Source organism: Streptomyces sp. NPDC033221 (genome assembly GCF_055577005.1).
In genome coordinates this window covers 64,802-85,347 of sequence record NZ_JBVIQN010000040.1, presented here as the reverse complement: position 1 = coordinate 85,347, position 20,546 = coordinate 64,802, and the positions used below count along the sequence as shown (strand labels likewise).

Annotated in this window: 16 protein-coding genes and 1 pseudogene; 9 read left to right on the top strand and 8 right to left on the bottom strand. The window is 72.2% G+C overall.

The window, feature by feature from the left end:
• Positions 1 to 200 precede the first annotated feature (200 nt).
• The 5 genes and pseudogenes from ACZ53K_RS36410 (at position 201) to ACZ53K_RS36390 (ending at position 5,801) form a co-directional block, all read left to right on the top strand.
• Entirely contained in the window at positions 201 to 941 is a 741-nt protein-coding gene (locus ACZ53K_RS36410; RefSeq protein WP_468845515.1) for a TetR/AcrR family transcriptional regulator, read from the top strand.
• 99 nt (positions 942 to 1,040) lie between these two features.
• Positions 1,041 to 1,304 carry a hypothetical protein gene (locus ACZ53K_RS36405; RefSeq protein WP_468845512.1) on the top strand — a complete coding sequence of 88 codons (264 nt, stop codon included), beginning with the start codon at positions 1,041 to 1,043 and terminating at the stop codon, positions 1,302 to 1,304.
• A gap of 362 nt (positions 1,305 to 1,666) precedes the next feature.
• Positions 1,667 to 2,683, top strand: a pseudogene (locus ACZ53K_RS36400) (chitinase); the annotation flags it as partial.
• Positions 2,684 to 2,959: 276 nt separating this feature from the next.
• Positions 2,960 to 4,129 carry a C40 family peptidase gene (locus ACZ53K_RS36395; RefSeq protein ID WP_468845509.1) on the top strand — a complete coding sequence of 390 codons (1,170 nt, stop codon included), beginning with the start codon at positions 2,960 to 2,962 and terminating at the stop codon, positions 4,127 to 4,129.
• Between the two features lie 109 nt (positions 4,130 to 4,238).
• Positions 4,239 to 5,801, top strand: coding sequence for an alpha/beta hydrolase (locus ACZ53K_RS36390; RefSeq protein WP_468845507.1), 1,563 nt, complete (start codon positions 4,239 to 4,241; stop codon positions 5,799 to 5,801).
• Here the strand turns inward: ACZ53K_RS36390 and ACZ53K_RS36385 are convergent.
• The 5 genes from ACZ53K_RS36385 to ACZ53K_RS36365 all read right to left on the bottom strand — a co-directional run bounded on the left by ACZ53K_RS36385 (position 5,798) and on the right by ACZ53K_RS36365 (position 11,971).
• A complete protein-coding gene (locus ACZ53K_RS36385; RefSeq protein ID WP_468845505.1) occupies positions 5,798 to 7,048 on the bottom strand; it encodes a styrene monooxygenase/indole monooxygenase family protein in 1,251 nt (416 codons plus the stop codon). The two genes, ACZ53K_RS36390 and ACZ53K_RS36385, sit on opposite strands and share 4 nt — an antisense overlap.
• A 67-nt stretch (positions 7,049 to 7,115) precedes the next feature.
• Positions 7,116 to 7,760 (bottom strand): GTP-binding protein, encoded by a 645-nt coding sequence (locus ACZ53K_RS36380; protein WP_468845503.1) that lies wholly within the window; start codon positions 7,758 to 7,760, stop codon positions 7,116 to 7,118.
• 4 nt (positions 7,761 to 7,764) lie between these two features.
• A complete protein-coding gene (locus ACZ53K_RS36375) occupies positions 7,765 to 8,166 on the bottom strand; it encodes a DUF742 domain-containing protein (RefSeq protein WP_468486404.1) in 402 nt (133 codons plus the stop codon).
• Positions 8,163 to 8,660 (bottom strand): roadblock/LC7 domain-containing protein, encoded by a 498-nt coding sequence (locus ACZ53K_RS36370; RefSeq protein ID WP_468845501.1) that lies wholly within the window; start codon positions 8,658 to 8,660, stop codon positions 8,163 to 8,165. The genes ACZ53K_RS36375 and ACZ53K_RS36370 overlap by 4 nt, the downstream gene beginning before the upstream one ends.
• A complete protein-coding gene (locus tag ACZ53K_RS36365) occupies positions 8,657 to 11,971 on the bottom strand; it encodes a sensor histidine kinase (RefSeq protein ID WP_468845498.1) in 3,315 nt (1,104 codons plus the stop codon). Before ACZ53K_RS36365 ends, ACZ53K_RS36370 begins: the two co-directional genes overlap by 4 nt.
• A gap of 461 nt (positions 11,972 to 12,432) precedes the next feature.
• Between ACZ53K_RS36365 and ACZ53K_RS36360 the strand changes: the two genes are divergently transcribed.
• The 3 genes from ACZ53K_RS36360 (at position 12,433) to ACZ53K_RS36350 (ending at position 15,583) form a co-directional block, all read left to right on the top strand.
• A complete protein-coding gene (locus tag ACZ53K_RS36360) occupies positions 12,433 to 13,278 on the top strand; it encodes a hypothetical protein (protein ID WP_468845496.1) in 846 nt (281 codons plus the stop codon).
• 175 nt (positions 13,279 to 13,453) lie between these two features.
• The gene (locus ACZ53K_RS36355; protein WP_468845494.1) at positions 13,454 to 14,164 is read left to right on the top strand and encodes a TetR/AcrR family transcriptional regulator; all 711 of its coding nucleotides are present in this window, start codon (positions 13,454 to 13,456) and stop codon (positions 14,162 to 14,164) included.
• 36 nt (positions 14,165 to 14,200) lie between these two features.
• Entirely contained in the window at positions 14,201 to 15,583 is a 1,383-nt protein-coding gene (locus tag ACZ53K_RS36350; RefSeq protein ID WP_468845491.1) for a cytochrome P450 family protein, read from the top strand.
• A gap of 130 nt (positions 15,584 to 15,713) precedes the next feature.
• Here ACZ53K_RS36350 and ACZ53K_RS36345 read toward each other — a convergent pair whose 3' ends face one another.
• Positions 15,714 to 16,217, bottom strand: coding sequence for a MarR family winged helix-turn-helix transcriptional regulator (locus tag ACZ53K_RS36345; RefSeq protein WP_468845527.1), 504 nt, complete (start codon positions 16,215 to 16,217; stop codon positions 15,714 to 15,716).
• Positions 16,218 to 16,530: 313 nt separating this feature from the next.
• On the opposite strand from ACZ53K_RS36345, the gene ACZ53K_RS36340 reads away from it, so the two are divergent.
• Positions 16,531 to 17,388 (top strand): lysozyme, encoded by an 858-nt coding sequence (locus ACZ53K_RS36340; protein ID WP_468845489.1) that lies wholly within the window; start codon positions 16,531 to 16,533, stop codon positions 17,386 to 17,388.
• Positions 17,389 to 17,442: 54 nt separating this feature from the next.
• On the opposite strand, the gene ACZ53K_RS36335 is transcribed toward ACZ53K_RS36340, so the two are convergent.
• Both ACZ53K_RS36335 and lon read right to left on the bottom strand, forming a co-directional pair.
• On the bottom strand, positions 17,443 to 18,000 hold the full coding sequence (locus ACZ53K_RS36335) for a Uma2 family endonuclease (protein WP_468845487.1): 558 nt from the start codon (positions 17,998 to 18,000) through the stop codon (positions 17,443 to 17,445).
• A 137-nt stretch (positions 18,001 to 18,137) separates the two neighbouring features.
• The gene (gene lon / locus ACZ53K_RS36330; protein WP_468845485.1) at positions 18,138 to 20,546 is read right to left on the bottom strand and encodes an endopeptidase La; all 2,409 of its coding nucleotides are present in this window, start codon (positions 20,544 to 20,546) and stop codon (positions 18,138 to 18,140) included.

Below are 20,546 nucleotides of genomic sequence, written 5' to 3'. Positions count from 1 at the left end.
GTGGCGGGGTCCAAGAGCTGGGGAGGATTTGGGGGTTGTTGGGGCAACCTGGGGAATGTGGTTGCGGTGGGGGTTTTTTTTTTTTTGGTGCTCCCTGGGCCGGGGGCGCACCGGCGTGCGCGGGCCCGCGCACACGAACGCGCCCCCGGGCCCCCGAACCCACCCCCGCGCTTTCCCGGCAGGCCGGTTACGCTGCTGGAATGAACGGCAGCGGCACCGCCCCAGCAGTACCCCGACCCGCCTACCGCAGGCTCAGCGTCGAGCAGCGCCGCTCCCAACTCCTGACCGCCGCCCTGGGCCTGTTCGCCCAGCGCGCCCCGGAGGACGTCTCACTGGACGACGTCGCGGCCGCCGCGGAGGTGTCCCGGCCGCTCGTATATCGCTACTTCCCGGGCGGCAAGCAGCAGTTGTACGAGGCCGCACTGCGCAGCGCGGCCGACATACTGGAGGGCTGCTTCGACGAGCCGGAGGACGGCCCGCTGACGCAGCGCCTCGGCCGGGCGCTCGACCGCTATCTGGCGTTCGTCGACGAGCACGACGCGGGGTTCAGCGCCCTGCTCCAGGGCGGCAGCGTCGTCGAGACGGCCCGTACGTCCGCGATCGTCGACGAGGTACGGCGCACGGCCGCCGAGCAGATCCTGCACCACCTCGGCGCCACCGCCCCCTCCCCCCGGCTGCGGATGGCGGTCCGTACGTGGATCACGGCCGTCGAGGCCGCCTCCCTGATCTGGCTGGACGAGGACAAGCAGCCGCCGCTGGACGAACTGCGGGACTGGCTGGTCGACCACTTCGTCGCCCTGCTGACCGCGACGGCGGCCACCGACGAGCAGGCCGCACAGGTGGCGCGGGCGGCGCTGGCGATGGAGACCTCCGAGGGCCCGGTCGGCGTGCTGGCCCGGCGCATCCTGCCGATCGTGGCCGACGCCGCCCACCTCCTGTGACCCGGGCCGCGTTCCACGGCCCGCGTTCCGGCACGGCCCTGCTCCAAGTGGCCTGACCTGCGCTTTCACCGGCCCGTCAATCGATGTGAGACTGGTGGGGTGAGAAGCGAGAACACCCCGTTCACCGGCGGCCCGCTCGATGGGCGGGTGCTGCCGGTCCTCGTCGGCGCGACCGGCCAGCCGCCGAAGACGTACGAGATCCCGGTACCGAACGACGACGGCACCCCGCCGACGGTGCATCTGTACCGGCGGGCGCCGGGGCGCGTGGGGCGGCTGGGGCTGCCCCGGGGGTGGAAGTACGAGTACGACCCGGAGGGCAGGCCGCAGGGCGGGCCCAAGTGGGCGTGGATGAAGCGGCGTTGAGCGATCGGCGAGACAGCGTCCACCCCTTCCCGTCTTGGTCCGGACCATTGACAGTACTGGTCTAGTCCTGTTTGCTGCCTGCCCAGGGGGAGCCGCGCCTGCGCCTCCCTGGCAAGGCCCCGCTCCGCAGGGGCGGCCCCCTCCCACCTTCGGCACCCGCGTACGTCCCCTCCGTACCGCCGTCGACAAGGAGACCCCCCATGCGCCGCAGCCCCAGTCATGGACGCGTTCCGTTCAAGAGACCCCTGGCCGCCGTGGCCGCCGGCCTTCTCGGTGCCGCGGCCCTGTTCGCCTCCCCCGCCCAGGCCGGGCCGCCGCCCGCCACGGCCGGCCACCCGGGACCGGCCGCCCGCACCCAGGCCCTCCCCGAGCACGCCCTCGTCGGCTACCTCCACGCCAGCTTCGCCAACGGCTCCGGCTACACCCGTCTGGCCGACGTACCGGACAGCTGGGACATCATCGACCTGGCCTTCGGCGAGCCGACCTCCGCCGCCTCCGGCGACATCCGCTTCTCGCTCTGCCCCAGGACGGAGTGTCCCGGAGTGGAGACCGAGGCGGAGTTCAAAGCCGCGGTCAAGGCGAAGCAGACCGCCGGCAAGAAGGTGCTGATCTCGATCGGCGGGCAGAACGGGCAGGTGCAGCTGACCACCACGGCCGCCCGCGACCGGTTCGTGCAGTCGGTCGGCGCGATCATCGACCGGTACGGGCTGGACGGCCTGGACATCGACTTCGAGGGCCACTCCCTCTCGCTGGCCACCGGCGACACCGACTTCAAGAATCCGAAGACCCCGACCATCGTCAACCTGATCTCGGCGGTGAAGACCCTCAAGGCCCGGTACGGCGCCGGGTTCACCCTGACCATGGCGCCGGAGACGTTCTTCGTCCAGCTCGGTTACCAGTTCTACGGTTCGGGGCCCTGGGGCGGCCAGGACCCGCGCGCCGGCGCGTACCTGCCCGTCATCCACGCGCTGCGCGACGACCTGACCCTGCTGCACGTACAGGACTACAACTCCGGCCCGATCATGGGCCTGGACAACCAGTACCACTTCATGGGCAGCGCGGACTTCCACATCGCGATGACCGACATGCTGCTTACCGGCTTCCCGGTCGCCGGCAACCAGAACAACCTCTTCCCCGCGCTCAAGCCGTCCCAGGTCGCCATCGGCCTGCCCGCCTCCCCGTACGCGGGCAACGGGCACACCGCGCCCGCCGAGGTCACCAAGGCCCTCAACTGCCTCACCCGGGACACCGACTGCGGCGGCTACCGCACCCACGGCCGCTGGCCCGGCATGCGGGGCCTGATGACCTGGTCGGTCAACTGGGACCGCTTCGGTACCTGGGAGTTCCAGAAGAACTTCGATGCGTACTACGGAAGCTGACTGCACCTCAGCAGCGCGACGACAGCACGCCGGGGGCGCTTCCGGGCGCCGGGACACGCCGTCGGCCGCCGATCGGGTGACCATACCGCTCCGGTGGCCGCACCCCCACGGCAGGGATACGGCCACCGTGGCACGATCCGAACGAATCGGGCGGCGGGCCACGGGTCCGCCGGGCCGCAGCTGTCCGTCGGAGGTGGGTTCGTGTCGCAGCGGTGCATGTCGGCCCGGCCCGGGCCGGGTCGGTCCCGGCCGGGGCGGATCGTACGGTCGGTCTGCGTGACGGCGCTGGTGGGCGCGGTCGCCCTGACGCTGCCCGCCGCCCCCGTACACGCCGTCCCGGAGCCGGACCCGGCCGCGACCACGGCCGAGACCACGGCCGGGACAGGAGAGGTGGCTGGGGCGGCGGGGGCCGGTACCGAGGCAGCAGCCGGGGCCCTGGAGCTGCCGGATGTGTCCGGCGCGGCCGGCACCGGCGACGATGCCTCGCTCCGCCGTCTGCTGACCCGGCTCCAGGACCTCTACCGGCGGACCGAACAGGCCACCGAGACGTACAACGCCACCGAGGAGGACCTGAAGGCACAGCGCAAGGAGACACAGGACCTCAACGTCCGGCTGGCCCGGGCGCGTACCCGGCTCGCCGACGGGCAGGCCGACGCGGGGCGGCTGGCGCGCCAGCAGTACCAGGGCAGCGCCGCCGCCGGACTGTCCACGTACCTGCGCATGCTGCTCTCCGCCGACCCGCGGGAGGTGCTGGAGGAGGGCCACCTCCTCCAGGAGGCGGCCGGCAGCCAGGCCGCCACCGTCGCCCGGCTCACCGGCAACGAGAAGCGCGCGAACGAGCTGGCGAAGGCGGCGCGCGCCGCGCTGGACGAGCAGCAGGTGCTCACCGAGCGGCGCCGGCAGCAGCGGGACGCGGTCGAGGGCCGCCTCAAGGAGGTCGAGGAACTGCTTTCGACACTCTCCGAGGACCAGCTCGCCGAACTGGGACGGCTGGAGCAGGAAGGTACGGACGAAGCGCAGCGCAGCCTGCTGTCCTCCGGCGAGCTGAGCGGGTCCCGGGAGCCGTCGGCGAGCGGGGACCGGGCCGTCCGGTACGGCCTCCGGCAGGTCGGCAAACCGTACGTATGGGGCGCGCAAGGGCCCGACTCCTTCGACTGCTCCGGCCTGACCTCACAGGCCTGGTCGCACGCCGGACGCGCCATTCCGCGCACCAGCCAGGAGCAGTGGCGGCGACTCCCGCATGTGCCGCTGCGGGCGCTGCGCCCCGGTGACCTGGTGCTCTACTTCCCCGGCGCCACGCACGTCGCGATGTACCTGGGCGACGGCATGGTGGTCCAGGCGCCCCGCCCGGGCGCCCGCGTCAAGGTCTCCCCCATCGCGTCGAACCCGCTCCTGGGCGCGGTCCGCCCCGACCGCGGGGTGGCACTGGTGCCACCGCACAAGTGAAGCCTGTGTGATCGATTCGCCCGGCCCCGCACCGCAGCATCGTTCCCGTACGGCTGCACAGCAGTACTGCCATACGGGCGTACGCATGCCTCGGGGAGGAACGACGACGATGCGGATATGGGGAAAACGGCGGCGTGGCTGCGCCGTCGCGGGACTGGTGACCGCGACGGTCGCGGCCCTGCTGCCGGCGGCCACCGGGCCGGCGGCGGCAGCGACGGGAGCCGTCACGGCGGCAGGCAGTGGCGGTACGGGCCTTCCCGCGCGCTATACGCAGCAGCGGCTCGCCTGGCAGGCCTGCGAAGGCGCGCCATCGCTGGAGTGCGCGACGATGACCGTGCCGCGCGACTGGCACCACCCGGCGAACGGCCCGGACATCAGCGTCTCCGTGTCCCGGCACCGGGCGGCCGGACCGGCGGCCCGGCGGGGCGTCCTGATGATGGCGGCGGGCGGGCCGGGCGGCCAGGGCCTGCTCAGACCGGCGGGCTTCGCCGAGGAGTCGCCCGCGGTGGCCGCCGCGTACGACATCGTGAGCTTCAACCAGCGCGGCCTGCCGCTCAGCACGCCCCTGACCTGCCAGACGCAGGAGGAGTTCGACGCGTTCTTCGGCGACGACTCCCGGGACCGCTCGCCCTCGGCGGTGCGGGGCGTCGTACGGCGTTCCCGGCAGTTGGCCCGGGCCTGCCAGGAACGCGGCGGCGGCCTGGCCCCGTACCTCACCACGGACCAGACAGTCCGCGACATGGATCTATTCCGTGCGCTGCTCGGCGCCCGCAAGGTCGCGTATTACGGGCCCTCGTACGCGGGCATGATCGGCGCCTATTACGCGACGGAGTTCCCGCACCGCGTGGACCGGCTCGTCCTGGACAGCAGTGTCGCTTTCGACGGCACCTGGGAGTCCTTCCTGGTGGACCAGCCGCGCAGCTTCCAGCGCCGGTTCGAGCGGGACTTCCTGCCCTGGCTCGCCGCGCGCGACGCGACGTACCACTACGGGCGTACGGCCGCGGCGGTGCAGGCGAAGTGGGAAGCGCGGCGCCGGGCCCTGCGCGACCACCCGTCCGATCTGGGCAATGGGCGGCGAATGACGCCGAACCGGCTGGACTCCGGCACCAGCCAGGCCCTCTACAACGCGGCCGAGGGCTTCGCCCCGCTGGCCACCGCGCTCGCCGCCCTGGACCACTGGGACACCGCCACACCGGCCGAGCGCGACACGGCGGAGAAGGTCTTCGGCCGCTACCTCAGCCCGGGGTTCCTCGCCGAGTACACGGCGGTGACCTGCAACGACACTCCGTGGAGCCGGGACATGGACGGCTGGATCCGCCGTACGGCCGCGTACACCACGACGTACCCGCTGCTCGGGGCGCGGGCCCTGGCCTTCACGGCGGCCTGCGCCGCCTGGCCCGCCTCCCGCGCCCCACGCGTCCACGTCACCGGCAAGGGCCTGCCGACGACGCTCATGCTCGGCTCACGGCACGACCCCGCCACCCACTACGAGGGCGTCCTGCGGTCCCACCGTGCCCTGCGCGGCTCCCGGCTGGTCACCGTCGCGGGCGGCGACCACGGCCAGTACCGGAACCACAATCCTTGCGTGGACGCCCTCGTGGACCGCTACCTGCTCACTGGCGCGGCCCCGGCGAAGGACGTCAGCTGCCCGGCTCCCGGATCGGCCCGCTAGGCGAGCGAGGCGAGGTACGCCTCGGTCTTCTCCGGCTCGAAGAAGAAGTTCTCGAAGTCCGCCGGGTCGTTGAACCCGTTCGCGAACCGGTCGGCGACCGGCTGGAGCTGCCCGGCCGCGCCGATCAGGTTCAGCACGTGCTCCGGCGGCGGCGCCAGCATCGCGTTGGTCCACTTCGTGACGTGCTGGGCGGTCTGCCAATAGCGGTCGAACGCGGTCTGCATCCACTCCGCGTCGAAGGGCCGGTCGCCGTGCTCGACGATCGAGGCGAGGTACGAGGCGGCGCACTTGGAAGCCGAGTTGGAGCCCTGGCCGGTGATCGGGTCGTTGGCGACGACGACGTCCGCGACGCCGAGGACCAGCCCGCCGGAGGGGAGCCGGCCGATGGGGTTGCGCACGGTCGGCGCGTAGCGCCCGGCCAGGGTGCCGTTGGCGTCGGTCAGCTCGACCTTCGTGGCTCGCGCGTACTCCCAGGGAGTGAAGCGCTCCATCAGCTCCAGGGTCGTCGCCAGGTGCTCGTTGGGGTCCCGCACACCCGCGAAGGCGTCCAGCGGGCCGCCGGGTATCCCCTCCCAGAAGAGGATGTCGGCACGGCCGGAGTTGGTCAGCGTCGGCATGATGAACAGCTCGCCGACGCCCGGTACGAGGTTGCAGCGCACCGCGTCGAAGTCGGGATGCTCGGGGCGCGGGCCCAGGCCGTGCACGTACGCGACGGACAGCGCGCGCTGCGGGGCGTCGTACGGGGAACGGGAGGCGTCCCGGCCGAACATCGACACCAGTTCGCCCTTGCCGGCGGAGACCAGCGTCAGGTCGTAGCGGCTCGCGAAGAAGTCGAGGTCGGAGACGGCGGCGCCGTGGATGACCAGCTGCCCGCCGCGCTGCGCGAAGGTCTCCATCCAGCCGGCCATCTTCAGGCGCTGGTCGACGGACTGGGCGTACCCGTCCAGCTTGCCCACCCAGTCGATGGCGCGCTGGGTGCCGCCGGGCTCCGCGTGGCTCCCGGGGGCGGCGACGGAGACGCCCAGGCCCTCGATGCGCGGGGCCTGGCTCTCCCAGAAGTTCAGCGCCAGGTCACGCTCGTGCTGGAGCGCGGTGTGGAACATGCACTGCGTGGACATGACCCGGCCGGAGCGGATCTCGTCCGCGGTGCGGTTGGACATGAGGGTGACCTCATAGCCCTGGGACTGCAGCCCGAGGGCGAGCTGGAGACCGGACTGGCCGGCTCCGACGATGAGTATCTTCCGCATGGTGGTGCTCTCTTCCCAGGTACGGGGGGGCGGCGGTACGGGGGGGCGGTACGGGGCCGCTCGGGTGCTATTCGGGAGTGGCTTCGAGGGCGTGGGCGACCAGCGCGAGCAGCGCTTCGACGACCGTGATCCGCCGCCGCGCGTCCATGATCACGACGGGTACGTGCGGCGGCACGGTCAGCGCCTCGCGCACGTCCTCGACGGCGTACTCGGCCGTCCCCTCGAAGTGGTTGACCGCGACGATGTACGGCAGGCCGCAGCTCTCGAAGTAGTCCAGCGCGGGGAAGCAGTCGTCCAGCCGGCGGGTGTCGGCCATCACGACGGCGCCGATCGCGCCGCGTACCAGGTCGTCCCACATGAACCAGAAACGTTGCTGCCCCGGCGTACCGAACAGGTACAGCACCAGGTCGGAGTCGAGAGTGATCCGCCCGAAGTCCATCGCGACCGTGGTCGTGGTCTTCTCCGGCGTGGCGGACAGATCGTCCGTGCCCTCGCTGGCCTGCGTCATCACCGCCTCGGTCTGCAAGGGGGTGATCTCGGAGACCGAGCCCACGAACGTCGTCTTGCCCACGCCGAAGCCGCCCGCCACCACGATCTTGGTCGCTATGGGGGCGCGGGAACGATCCGTCTGCCAGCTCTGCAGCCCCGCCTCCTCGGCGGCCACCACGGGCGCTTCGGGCGCTCCGGCGGCCCCGCCCGCGGCGGCCGTCATCGTGTCAGAGCCTGCGAAGTCCACCCAACACCCTTTCGAGCAGCGCGCGGTCGGGCCGGCCGGTGCCGTGCCCGGTGCCGTAGACGCGGATCTTTCCTTGGTCGGCGAGGTCGCTGAGCAGCACGCGGACCACGCCCAGCGGCATCTTGAGCAGCGCGGAGATCTCCGCCACCGAACGCATCCGGCGGCACAGCTCGACGATCGCCCGCATCTCCGGCATCACCCGGTCGCCCCAGCCGCCGGAGGTCAGCTCCCGCCGCTCCTCGGGAGCGTCCAGCGCGGCCACGAACGTCTCCACGAGCAGCACATGGCCGAAGCGGGTCCGCCCGCCGGTGAGCGAGTACGGGCGCACGCGCGAGGGTTTCTTGTCCCCGCCGCGCACGGGGAGCTTCGGTGCGGTGCTCACTGGGCGCTCTCCATCGACTTGCGCAGCTCGCTGCGGAGTTCGGGGGTCAGGACGTGGCCGGCCCGGCCGACGAACAGCGCCATGTGGTAGGCGATGACGTTCATGTCGCAGTCCGGGGTGGCGTGCACCCCGAGCAGCGAGCCGTCGCTGACCGACATGACGAAGAGACTGCCCTCGTCCATCGCGACCATCGTCTGCTTGACCGACCCGCCGTCCATCAGCCGGGCGGCGCCCGTGGTGAGGCTGCCCAGCCCAGAGACGATGGTGGCGAGGTCCGCGCTGGACCCGCGGGGTCCCCTCGGCGCACCGGGCTGCCCGGCCGTGAAGACCGCCGCGGCGGCTCCCGGGTCGGAGGAGAGCAGCAGCAGTCCGTCGGAGGAGACCACGGCGACCGAGCGGATGCCCGGCACCTCATCGACCAGGTTGGTCAGCAACCAGTGCAGATTCCGTGCCTCACTGCTCAGTCCGTAAGCAGCCGGCGCTTGCGCGTTCAATCGCGTGCCTCCTCGACAACGTGGCTCTGTCCCGGGGCCCCCGCTCCGTCGGTGTCCGTCTGTGGGATGGTCTGCTCCGCTGTACGTTCCGCGATCTCGGCCTCGACGTCGCGCCGGCCGTTCCGCGCCCCCTGCTGGAAGCCGCCGAGCCGGGCCCGCAGCGACTCGGCGGTGGCCGCCGCGTTGCCCGTACGGGGAGCGGCCGGCGGCTTCTGCGGCACGATCCTGGGTGTGCGCTTGGGCAGGCCCTGGCTGGTCAACCGGGGCCGCGGCGGCGCGTCGGCGCCCTCGTCGGCGGGTACGGCGTCGCCCTCCTGCGGACGGGCGTGCCGACCGGGGGGCGGGGTGTCGGTGGTCGCGTTGTCCGGGGTCGGGGCGTCGGGCGTTGTGGTACCCGGCCGGGTGTGCTCGTCGGTGCCGGCGGCGTACGGGCCGGGCGACTGCGGTCCGTACGGGCTCGCCGAGGGCTCCGGGCCGTCGCCCGGCGCGGTCGCGGCGGGCGCCCCGGGTCCGGCGGGCGCCTCCGGTCCGGCGGGCGCCTCGGGTCCGGCCGCCTGCACCGCGCGCTCCGCGGCCTCGACGAAGGGGTCGGTCGCGGCGGGCGCCGGTGCGTTCGCGGCGGGCGCCGCGTTGGGTTCCGTACCGGGTGCCGGGGCACTCGTTGTGGCGGGTTCCGTGGCCGGTTCGGCGGCCGGAGCCGTGGCCGGTTCCGGGGCCGGAGCCACGGGCGCATCCGGGTTCACGTCCGGGGCCCCGTCCGCATCCGAAGTCGCCTCCGCGGACTGCGGCTCGGCGTCCGCCCCGCCCGGTGCCAGCCGCGGCAGCCGCGTCTGGAGCGTGTTGGAGTTGGCCTCGGCGACCGAGCCCGGCAGATTCTGGATGACGCCACCCTCGCCGGGCAGCGGCGGCGCGACGGAACCCGGCGCCGGCCGGGTGGGCAGGATGGCGGCGGGCAGCACGACGACGGCCGTGATCCCGCCCTGCTGCTGGTCCCGCAGCTGTACGCGCACACCGTGGCGGGCGGCGAGCCGTACGACGACGTACAGGCCGAGCCCGAGAGTCTCGTCCGCCGTGTCCGGACTGTCGCCGCCGGACCCGTCCGCGAGGCGGTCGTTCAGCTCCGCCAGCCGGTCCGCGGTCATCCCTATGCCCTCGTCCTGCACCGAGAGCATGACCTCGCCGCTCTCCAGCAGCCAGCCGGACAGCTCGACATGGGCGTCCGGCGGGGAGAAGGCGGTGGCGTTCTCCAGCAGTTCCGCGACGAGGTGGCTGATGTCGTCGGCGGCGAACCCGGCGACCTGGGAGTGCGGCGGCAGCGACTGGACGCGTACCCGCTCGTACCGCTCGATCTCGCTGATCGAGGCGCGCAGCACGTCCAGCAGCGGCACCGGCCCCGGCTGCCCGGCACTGTGCTCCGTACCGGCCAGGACCAGCAGGTTCTCGCTGTTGCGCCGCATCCGGGCGGCGAAGTGGTCCAGCTTGAAGAGGGTCTCCAGCCGGTCCGGGTCCTGTTCCTTCTGCTCCAGCGACTCGATGACGGTCAGCTGGCGCTCGACCAGGTTCAGGGTGCGCAGCGCCAGGTTGACGAACCGGCCCTGGACGCCGTCGCGCAGCGCCGCCATCCGCTCGGTGAGGTCCGCGATCTCCTGGCGCAGCGACTCCCGCTCGCCCTGGAGCACCTCGCGCTCGGCGGCCAGCCGCCGGCGTCCGCCGACCAGCCGGGAGCGTTCGCCCTCCAGTTCGGCGACCCGGCGCCCGACCTCGCCCACCTGGGCGTGCAGGGCGTTGACGGACCGTACGGCGTCCGCGAACTCGTCGTTGCGGCCCTTGAACGCGACCGGCGGCTCGCCCGCCGGATCGGCCGCCACCCGCTTGGCACCCAGCCGCAGCGCCGCGAGGGGCCGGGTCACCGAGCGCCACGCGGAGACGCTGGCACCGATCGCCAGCAGCAGGCAGACACCCACCAGCGCGATACGGATCTCCAGCGCCGTCACGTCGTCGTCGCGCAGCGCGCCCAGCCGGTCGATGTCGGCGGTGGCCATCGACGCCTCGACGCTGCGCATCAGACCGATCCGCGCGGTGAGGGCGGTCTTCACCCGCGCGCTGCTCAGCCGCTGGTCGTCGGAGTCCAGGCGTGGCTGGTCGGTGAGCTTGGCGAGGTAGCTCTCGGCGGTGTTGACGTCACCGCCGTTGACGGTGCGGTCGTAGGACTCCCGCGCCTTGGGGCTCGCGGACTGCTTGAAGGCGGCCAGCGCGGCCTGTTCGCGTACCGAGGCCCGCTGCGCGGCCGCGGTCAGCCGGGGCTGCGGGCCGCCCGAGGCGAGCGCCGGGACGAGCAGGGCGCGGGCCGCGGCCGCCTGGTCGGTGGCGCGGCCGAGCTGCGGCAGGGCCCGTACGTCCGGGGCGACGCCGCTCGCACGGGCGGGCAGGTCGCGGGCGATGGCGTCGGAGAGCGCACCCAGCGCCTCGACAACGGCCGTGTAGGCATCGAAGGTGTCGATGACCTGCCCCGGCCCGGACAGCGCCTTCTGGCGGGTCTGCGGCAGCGCGGCGAGCAGCTTGTCGGCCGCCCGGTACGCCTCGGTGGCGCCGGCCACGCCGGGCGACTCGGCGCGCAGTTCGCTGATCTGGCGGTCCACGCGGCCCCGCTGGGCCTCCGTCACCCCGGCGCCGCCGGACTTGGCGGAGCGCCCGCCCGCGACGTACTCGGTCATCGCGTCCCGCTCGTCGGCGAGGGAGTGCGCGAGGGTGACCGCGTGGGCGTTCAGACCGGCGAGGTCGACCAGCCGCTGGGAGTCGTGGGTGTCGTCCACGGCCGACACGACGGCGGGCGCACCGGCGCCGAGCACGGCCAGCGCGGCGACAGCCACCGCACCGACCAGCCGGTTGCGCACGCGCGCGGGACGGCCGGTGGGGGCGGGGACGGGGGTGGTGGGGGTGGGGGCAGGCTTGGGTGCGGGTGCGGGCTCGGGGGGCTTCGCGGCCTCGGAGGTGTTCGCAGCCTTGGGGGTGTTCGTGGCCTCGGGCTTCTCAGGCCCGGCGGGCACGGAGTTTCCGACCCCTTCGTCGCTGGGCACGGTGTCACCGGACGCCGGCTTCCCCGGCGGGACGGCTCCGAACGCGGTGTTGCCCGGCACCGCACCGGTCACGAGAGGCGGCGTGCCGGAGGCCGGGGGCAGGCCGGCGACCGGAGGCACGCCAGAACCCGCGTCCACACCCACGCCCGGAGCCGTACCCGAAAACGAACCGGCCGGTGATCCCGGCCCGACCGCGCCGTCCCGAAGCCGCTTCTTCCGCACCGCTGCTCGCATTCCTGTCTCGCCTGCCCACACCGTGTGGTCCCGCGGACCCGGTTCGCCCTCGCTCGCGGCGCGTACCTGCGCGAAGACCGCGGCAATTCACACGTCCGCGAGGGAAGCAGCCCGGCTCTGCGCGTCGCGACGAGCGTTCTGGCGCCTCCCAAGATCCGGGCCACGACCATTCCACCGGCATCGCGCAGCGGCCCGGCAACGTACACCCGGCCACTCGAATGAGTGAACATCAATCGGAAGTTGGCCATCAACTTGCGACGCAGGCCGTTCCGGGATGCAACCTCGCGCAACCCCCGAGCGGGTTTGGAGAACCGTGCGGCTCCTGGAAAGATGCGCGCCCGCACCTTGGACGACCGCGATTTTTGGCCCTTGTCACGCCCCCTGACCTGCTGATACGTCCCCGAGCCCGGCGAAGTCCGCACACCGCGGGAAACCGGACGCGCTGCGGCAGACTGGCCGCCATGCGCATCGAACTGGCCACCGAGCCGGGAGACCCCCAACACCCGAACGAGGACTACGCGTCCGTCGCCCTGCCCGCCTCCGGCCAGGGCGGAGTGCTGGTCCTGCTGGACGGTGTGACCCCACCGCCGGACGACACCGGCTGTGCGCACGGCGTGCCGTGGTACACCGCACGACTCGGCGGAGCGATGCTCGAACTGTCCGGTTCATTCCGGGATATGACGCTCCCTGAGTCACTTTCGGCCGCCATCTCCCGGACGGCCGAAGTTCACCGTTCCACCTGTGACCTTTCTCACGCACGGACTCCGCAGGCAACCGCGGTGGCCGCCCGGTGGTCGCCGGACACCGTCGAGTACCTGGTCCTGTCCGATTCCGTACTGCTTGTCGAGCATCCGGACGGTACGGTCCGGCCGGTCCTGGACACCCGCCTGGACGAACTGCCGCCCGCCGTACAGGCCCTGCGCGACGCCGTGCGGGCCCTGCCGCGCGGCTCCGCCGAACGCGTCGCCGCAGGCCGCGAGTACGGGGCTGCCGTCGAGGCGCTGCGCAACGCCGAGGGCGGCTTCTTCACCGCGGCGGCCGATCCGTCGGTGGCCGCCCGCGCGGTCACCGGTTCCACCCCGCGCGCCGAAGTACGGTCGCTGACCGCGCTCAGTGACGGCGCGTCACGGTGGGTCGAGGTCTTTCGTGAGGGTTCGTGGGCGGACTGTCTCGCGGTGGTGCGCAAGGAGGGGCCGCAGGCGCTGGTCGACCGGGTACGGGCGCTGGAGGGTGCCGATCCGGAGGGGGCGCGGTTCCCGCGCGGCAAGTCGCGGGACGATGCGACGGTGGTGCTGGTCGAGCCGTAAGAGCTTGTGTCGCGACCCGGCCGGACCGGACGCCGGTTGCCGTCCGCCGCCGATCACCGGGCGCCGCACCGATTCTCGCCGTACGGCCGGAAACAGCCTTACTTGGCAGGCGCCTCCCCTCCTACGTTGACTCTGTGACCAGATGAGAAATCTGGTCACAGAGTCAGGGAGGACCGTGGAAGCCGACGAGCGTACGGAACGGGGCGAACGCATCCTGGACGCCGCGAGCGAGCTGCTGCTCGCCTGGGGCTACCGCCGCGTGACCGCCGACGAGATCGCCCGCCGCGCGGACGTCGGCAAAGGCACGGTCTACCTGCACTGGAAGAACAAGGACGCGCTGCTGCTGGCCGTGGTGCTCCGCGCCAAGGCGGCCGACCACGGCAGACAGCTGGCACGGATGCGGGCCGACAGCCGCAACATCCTGCCCAGCCGGGCCCTGCGCGGGTGCCTGCTGGACTTCATGGACGACCCGGTGCTGCGCGCCCTCTACCTCGACGACTCCGACATCCTCGGGCGCCTGAACGACATCGCCAAGAAGGAACTGGTGGAGCTGGTCGAGGCGGGCACCGACACGCTGCGCTCCCAGCTGTCCACCCTGCGCGCCCACGGTCTGGTGCGCGAAGACCTGACCGTCGACCAGCAGATGTACGTCTGCATGTCGACAGCCACCGGCTTCTTCCAGGCCGAGGTGCTGTTTCCCGAACGCGCTCCGGCCCGGGACGAGGAGCGGGCCGACCTGCTGTGCCACACGGTCCGCAACGCCCTGGAGTCGCCCGGCGAGCCCGACCCGCAGGTCACCGCCGCGGCGGCCCCCGCCATCGTCAAGCGCTTCGCGCGCCTGGAGGAGCTGAGCCGGCAGGAAGTGCGGCGCCAGCTCCGCCAGTGACCCCCGGTCACACCCTGATCAGGAGGAGAACGCACGATGACCACATCGCACACCGAGTCCACGGCGGTCACCCCGCCCGACTCCACCACCTCCCCCTCGACCACCACCATCGAGCCCACCGCCGACGCCACCACGCTGCCCTCCTACGTCGGGCTGCACCCCGGCGAGCCGAACCTGATGGAACCGGAGCTGCTCGACAACCCGTACACCGGGTACGGCACGCTGCGCGAACAGGCCCCGCTCGTCCGCGCCCGGTTCATCGACGACTCGCCCATCTGGCTGGTCACCCGCTTCGACGTGGTACGCGAGGTGATGCGCGACCAGCGCTTCGTCAACAACCCGACCCTGGTGCCCGGCAGCAGCGCGGACCAGGACCCGCGCGCCCGGCTGATCGAGCTGTTCGGCATACCCGAGCACCTGGCCCCGTACCTCGTGGACACCATCCTCACCAGCGACCCGCCGGACCACACCCGGCTGCGCCGCCTGGTCTCCCGGGCCTTCACCGCCCGCCGTATCCAGGACCTGCGGCCGCGCGTCGAGCGGATCACCGACGAGCTGCTGGACCAGTTGCCCGGACACGCCGAGAACGGTGTCGTCGACCTCGTCGAGCACTTCGCGTACCCGCTGCCCATCACGGTCATCTGTGAACTGGTCGGCATCGACGAGGAGGACCGGACACTGTGGCGGCGGTTCGGCGCCGACCTCGCCTCCCTGAACCCCAAGCGCATCGGCGCCACCATGCCCCAGATGATCGCGCACATCCACGAAGTGATCGACGAGCGCCGCGCGGCCCTGCGGGACGACCTGCTCAGCGGGCTCATCCGGGCGCAGGACGACGACGGCGGCAAGCTGAGCGACATCGAGATGGTCACCCTGGTCCTCACGCTGGTGCTGGCCGGCCACGAGACCACCGCCCACCTCATCAGCAACGGCACGCTCGCCCTGCTCACCCACCCCGACCAGCGGCGGCTGCTGGACGCGGACCCGGAGCTGCTGCCGCGCGCCGTCCATGAGCTGATGCGCTGGTGCGGGCCGATCCAGGCCACCCAGCTGCGGTACGCCACCGAGGACACCGAGGTGGCCGGGGTCCGGGTCAGCCGGGGTGACGCGCTGGTGTTCAGCCTCGTCGCCGCCAACCACGACCCGCGGCACTACACCGAGCCGGAGCGGCTCGACCTGACGCGGCAGCCGGCGGGCCGCGCCGAGGACCACGTGGGCTTCGGCCACGGGATGCACTACTGCCTGGGCGCCACGCTGGCCCGGCAGGAGGCGGAAGTCGCTTACGGCAAGCTGCTCGCGCGCTACCCGGACCTGGCGCTCGCCCTCACCCCGGAACAACTGGAGGAACAGGAACGTCTGCGCCAGCCCGGCACCTGGCGGCTGCGCCGGCTGCCGCTGCGGCTGCGCGCGGAGAACTGACCCGCCCGAGATGCCGGCCGTCCGCGGAGGAGGCGGCCGTCACGGATGACCGACCGAGAGCCGGTGCGCCAGGGCCCGCAGGGGCCCGCGCGCACCGGCTTCTCCCCTGCCCACCATCCCTCTCACGCCCCTACCGGCCGTCCCGCTCCCCCTTGCCGGCGGCCCCGCACCCCTCTTCCGCGTCCTGCTCCCCGTTCAACCGGTGCAGCAGCCGGGCCAGTTCCGCGACCTCGCGGCGGTCCCAGGAGGCGAGCCGTCGCGCGTACTGGGCGCGGCGGCTGTTGCGTACGCGGCCGAACCGGTCGCGGCCCTCGTCCGTGAGCCGGACCAGGACGGCCCGCCCGTCGGCCGGGTCCGGCTCGCGGGCGATCAGACCGAGGTCCTCCAGGGCACGCAGCTGCCGGCTCATCGTCGCCTTGCCCACGCCGAAGTAGCCGGCGAGTTCGGTGGCCCGCTGCTGCCCCGCGTCGGCGAGCCGTACGAGCAGGCCGTACGCGGCCGACTCCAGCTCCGGGTGCACCTCCCGCGCCAGCTCGCCGGACGTGGCGCGGGCGCGGCGCAGGAAGACCGCCAGCTCCCGCTCCAAGGAGAGGAACACCTGGTCCACACCACTGGGTTCGTCCGCCCCGGCCATGCCGTCGGATCTGGTGTCGTGCACGTCAGCGCCCTCTCCCGCTTTCCGGACCGTGAAAGTTTCTTCCAGCGACGGCCGAAGCCGCAGCTTGTCCAGTATTTCGCAGGATTAGACCAACGGAAGCCCGGCTCCCCTCTTTGCCCCTTGCATCTACGCGCGTACCGTCAACCGCACGCACTTGGCATGACCACACCACACGGGTCGGTGCGGCCGCACCACTCCCCTCGTTCCGCTCCGCGCGCCCCACGGCGCGCCGCGGCCCGCCCGGCCGGTCCCCCCTCAGGTCAGTTCACCGAAATCCTCGGAGGCACGTATGCCCGTGCACAGATCCGGCCCCGCCGCCCGTCGCCGCCCGCACCCGACGGCGGCCCTGCCCGGCATCCTCCTCGCCGTCCTGGCCCTCCTCCTCGGACTGCCCGGCACCGCCGGCGCCACCCCGCACGGCCCGGCCCCCGAACCCACCCACCCCGGCCAGGACTGGGCCGGCTCCCAGATCGCCCGGCACGAGGGCGACGCGCCGGGCGAGGCGCCACCCCCCACCCTCGCCTCCGTAGAAGGCGTCGACGTCAGCAGCCACAACGGCAACGTCCCCTGGCAGACCCTGTGGAACGGCGGAGTCCGCTTCGCCTACGTCAAGGCCACCGAATCCACCAGCTACACCAACCCCTACTTCGCCCAGCAGTACAACGGCTCCTACAACGTCGGCATGATCCGCGGCGCCTACCACTTCGCCACCCCGGACACCTCCAGCGGCGCCGCCCAGGCCACCTACTTCGCGGACCACGGCGGCGGCTGGTCCAAGGACGGACGCACCCTGCCCGGCGCCCTCGACATGGAGTACAACCCGTACGGCTCGACCTGCTACGGCAAGAGCCCGTCCGGCCTGGTCAGCTGGATGAAGGACTTCTTCGCCACCTACAAGGCACGCACCGGCAGGGACGCCGTCATCTACACCTCCACCAGCTGGTGGAAACAGTGCACCGGCAACTACACCGGCTTCGGCTCCGTCAACCCCCTGTGGATCCCCCGCTACGGCTCCTCGGCCGGCGAACTCCCGGCGGGCTGGGACTTCCACACCATCTGGCAGTACACGTCGTCGGGCACCACGGTCGGTGACCGGAACCGGTTCAACGGGGCGTATGAGCGGTTGCAGGCGTTGGCTGACGGGTGAGACGCGGCCGGGCCCAGGCGCGGGGTGCGTCGGGGCCCGGGGCGGCGTGCGCCGTCACTCCCGGCCGAATTCCGCCGTCTCCAGCGTCAGGCCGACGACTGTCCCGGTCAGGTCGACCGGATCGCCGAACTTGATGACCGGGCCGAGGCGGTAGGAGCCGTCCTGGGGATCCGTGTAGAGGTGGCACTGCCCGAGATACGGATCGACGATGAGGTAGACGGGCACTCCTGCCAGCGCGTAGGCGTCCTTTTTGGGGCCGTAGTCGTTGCGCGACGTGTCCTTGAAGATGACTTCAGCGACGAAGTCGATGTCCTGGTACCGCCAGCGCCCCTTCTCGTCGCTCTCCGCGCCCTCCCTCAGCGCGATCACGTCGGAAGCGAAACCGTTGAGGCGGCCGGGAAAGTCGATGCGAACATCGGACTTCACTCGCTTCCTCGGATAGCGGGTCCGCAACTGGTCATAGATCGAAGCGATGATGTCCCAGTGGTTGTCCCGTTGCGGCGACATGAAAATGGCCCGCTCCAGCCAGTCGAACATCATGTCCAGGCTGAGCTCGTCGCTGTCGGCCATCTCGATCTCGATCCTGTTGTCGGTCAGCTCGATGGTCATCATGCGCTCCTCCCCACCGCCGCGAAGTGCGGGCAGTCGCGCAGTACAACGATACGCACGGTGGCCCGGAGTCCCCTGACACGCGCGGCCCGGAGCCCCCGTGTCAGGGGACTCCGGGCCGCTGTGGCCGGCCGCGTCCGTCACGCCGCGACCGGGACCTCCGGAGCGGCCGGGGCCGAGGCCGGGGTCAGGGCCAGTTCGAGGACCTGACGGACGTCGGAGACCGGGTGGACGTCCAGCTTCTCCAGGATCTCCGCGGGCACGTCGTCCAGGTCCGGCTCGTTGCGCTTGGGGATGACCACGGTCGTGATCCCCGCCCGGTGCGCCGCGAGCAGCTTCTGCTTGACGCCGCCGATCGGCAGCACCCGCCCGGTCAGCGAGACCTCACCGGTCATCGCCACATCCGGGCGCACCTGCCGCCCGGACAGCAGCGAGGCCAGCGCCGTCGTCATCGTCACGCCCGCGCTCGGACCGTCCTTCGGCACGGCACCCGCCGGTACGTGCAGATGGACGCCCCGCTCCTTCAAATCACCCACCGGCAGCTCCAGTTCCGCGCCGTGCGAGCGCAAGAAGGACAGCGCGATGTGCGCGGACTCCTTCATCACGTCGCCCAGCTGGCCGGTGAGCTGGAGCCCGGACGCGCCGGTCTCCGGGTCGGCGAGCGAGGCCTCGACGTAGAGCACGTCACCGCCCGCGCCGGTGACCGCCAGACCCGTGACCACACCGGGTACGGACGTCCGCCGCTCGGACGGGTCCTGCGCCGCCTCCGGGGTGTGGTGCGGCCGCCCGATCAGCGGGCGCAGTTCCTCCACGCCCACCGTGAACGGCAGGTCACGCTCGCCCAGTTCACTCTGTGCCGCGACCTTGCGCAGCAGCCGCCCCACGGCCCGCTCCAGATTCCGTACGCCCGCCTCGCGGGTGTACTCCCCGGCCAGCTTGCGCAGCGCCCCGTCCGTGAGCGTGACCTCGCCGGACTCCAGGCCGGCCCGCTCCAGCTGACGCGGCAGCAGGTGGTCCCGGGCGATGACGACCTTCTCGTCCTGGGTGTAACCGTCCAGCCGGACCAGCTCCATACGGTCGAGCAGCGGCTCCGGGATGGCCTCCAGGACGTTGGCGGTGGCCAGGAAGACCACGTCGCTCAGGTCCAGCTCGACCTCCAGGTAATGGTCACGGAACGTGTGGTTCTGCGCCGGGTCGAGGACTTCGAGGAGAGCCGCCGCCGGGTCGCCCCGGAAGTCCGAGCCCACCTTGTCGATCTCGTCGAGCAGGACGACCGGATTCATCGAACCGGCCTCCTTGATGGCACGCACGATACGGCCGGGCAGCGCGCCGACATACGTACGCCGGTGACCGCGGATCTCCGCCTCGTCCCGTACGCCGCCGAGCGCGACCCGTACGAACTTGCGGCCCATCGCACGGGCCACGGACTCACCCAGCGACGTCTTGCCGACACCGGGCGGCCCGACCAGCGCCAGGACCGCACCCCCACGGCGCCCGCCGACCAAGCCGAGACCACGGTCCGCGCGCCGCTTGCGCACGGCCAGGTACTCGGTGATCCGCTCCTTGACGTCCTCCAGGCCCGCGTGGTCGGCGTCCAGGATCTCCTTCGCGCCGGGGATGTCGTACGCGTCCTCCGTACGCTCGTTCCACGGCAGCTCCAGCACCGTGTCCAGCCAGGTCCTGATCCAGCTGCCCTCGGGGCTCTGGTCGCTGGACCGCTCCAGCTTGTCGACCTCCTTGAGGGCCGCCTTGCGGACGCCCTCGGGCAACTGGGCGGCCTCCACGCGGGCGCGGTAATCCTCGCCCTCGTCTTCCGGGTCGCCGTTCAGCTCCGCCAGCTCCTTGCGTACGGCCTCCATCTGGCGGCGCAACAGGAACTCGCGCTGCTGCTTGTCGACGCCCTCCTGGACGTCCTTGGCGATGGACTCCGCCACGTCCTGCTCGGCGAGGTGCTCGCGGAGTGCTTCGGTGGCCTGCTTCAGGCGCGCCACCGGGTCGGTGGTCTCCAGCAGGCGCACCTTCTGCTCGGTGCTCAGGAACGGCGAGTAGCCCGAGTTGTCCGCCAGCTGCGAGACATCCTCGATCTGCTGCACCCGGTCCACGACCTGCCAGGCACCGCGCTTCTTGAGCCAGTCGGTGGCCAGCGCCTTGTACTCCTTGACCAGCTCGGTGACGGCACCGGGCAGCGGGTCGGGCACCGTCTCGTCGACAGTGGTGCCCTCCACCCACAGGGCGGCGCCGGGACCGGTGGTACCCGCGCCGATCCGCACACGGCCGAGACCGCGTATCAGCGCACCCGGGTCCCCATCGGAAAGGCGCCCGACCTGCTCCACGCGGCCGAGCACACCGATCGCCGCGTACGCGCCGTCAACCCGGGGCACAAGCAGCACCCGCGGCTTGTTACCCGGTTCAGCGGCGGACTGCGCGGCCTCCACGGCGGCCCGCACGTCCGCCTCGGACAGGTCCAGGGGCACCACCATGCCGGGCAGCACTACCTCGTCATCGAGGGGCAGCACGGGCAGAGTGAGCGAGGTGGACGTCGAAGCCAT

Excerpts from the sequence above, each read along its gene's own strand:
- ACZ53K_RS36380 (WP_468845503.1), bottom strand. The coding sequence starts at position 7,760 with ATGACGGCCGCCGCGGGCGGGGCCGCCGGAGCGCCCGAAGCGCCCGTG.
- ACZ53K_RS36390 (WP_468845507.1), top strand. The coding sequence starts at position 4,239 with ATGCGGATATGGGGAAAACGGCGGCGTGGCTGCGCCGTCGCGGGACTG.
- lon (WP_468845485.1), bottom strand. The coding sequence starts at position 20,546 with ATGGCTTCGACGTCCACCTCGCTCACTCTGCCCGTGCTGCCCCTCGAT.
- ACZ53K_RS36345 (WP_468845527.1), bottom strand. The coding sequence starts at position 16,217 with ATGGCCGGGGCGGACGAACCCAGTGGTGTGGACCAGGTGTTCCTCTCC.
- ACZ53K_RS36410 (WP_468845515.1), top strand. The coding sequence starts at position 201 with ATGAACGGCAGCGGCACCGCCCCAGCAGTACCCCGACCCGCCTACCGC.
- ACZ53K_RS36350 (WP_468845491.1), top strand. The coding sequence starts at position 14,201 with ATGACCACATCGCACACCGAGTCCACGGCGGTCACCCCGCCCGACTCC.
- ACZ53K_RS36335 (WP_468845487.1), bottom strand. The coding sequence starts at position 18,000 with ATGATGACCATCGAGCTGACCGACAACAGGATCGAGATCGAGATGGCC.
- ACZ53K_RS36340 (WP_468845489.1), top strand. The coding sequence starts at position 16,531 with ATGCCCGTGCACAGATCCGGCCCCGCCGCCCGTCGCCGCCCGCACCCG.
- ACZ53K_RS36365 (WP_468845498.1), bottom strand. The coding sequence starts at position 11,971 with ATGCGAGCAGCGGTGCGGAAGAAGCGGCTTCGGGACGGCGCGGTCGGG.
- ACZ53K_RS36360 (WP_468845496.1), top strand. The coding sequence starts at position 12,433 with ATGCGCATCGAACTGGCCACCGAGCCGGGAGACCCCCAACACCCGAAC.
- ACZ53K_RS36385 (WP_468845505.1), bottom strand. The coding sequence starts at position 7,048 with ATGCGGAAGATACTCATCGTCGGAGCCGGCCAGTCCGGTCTCCAGCTC.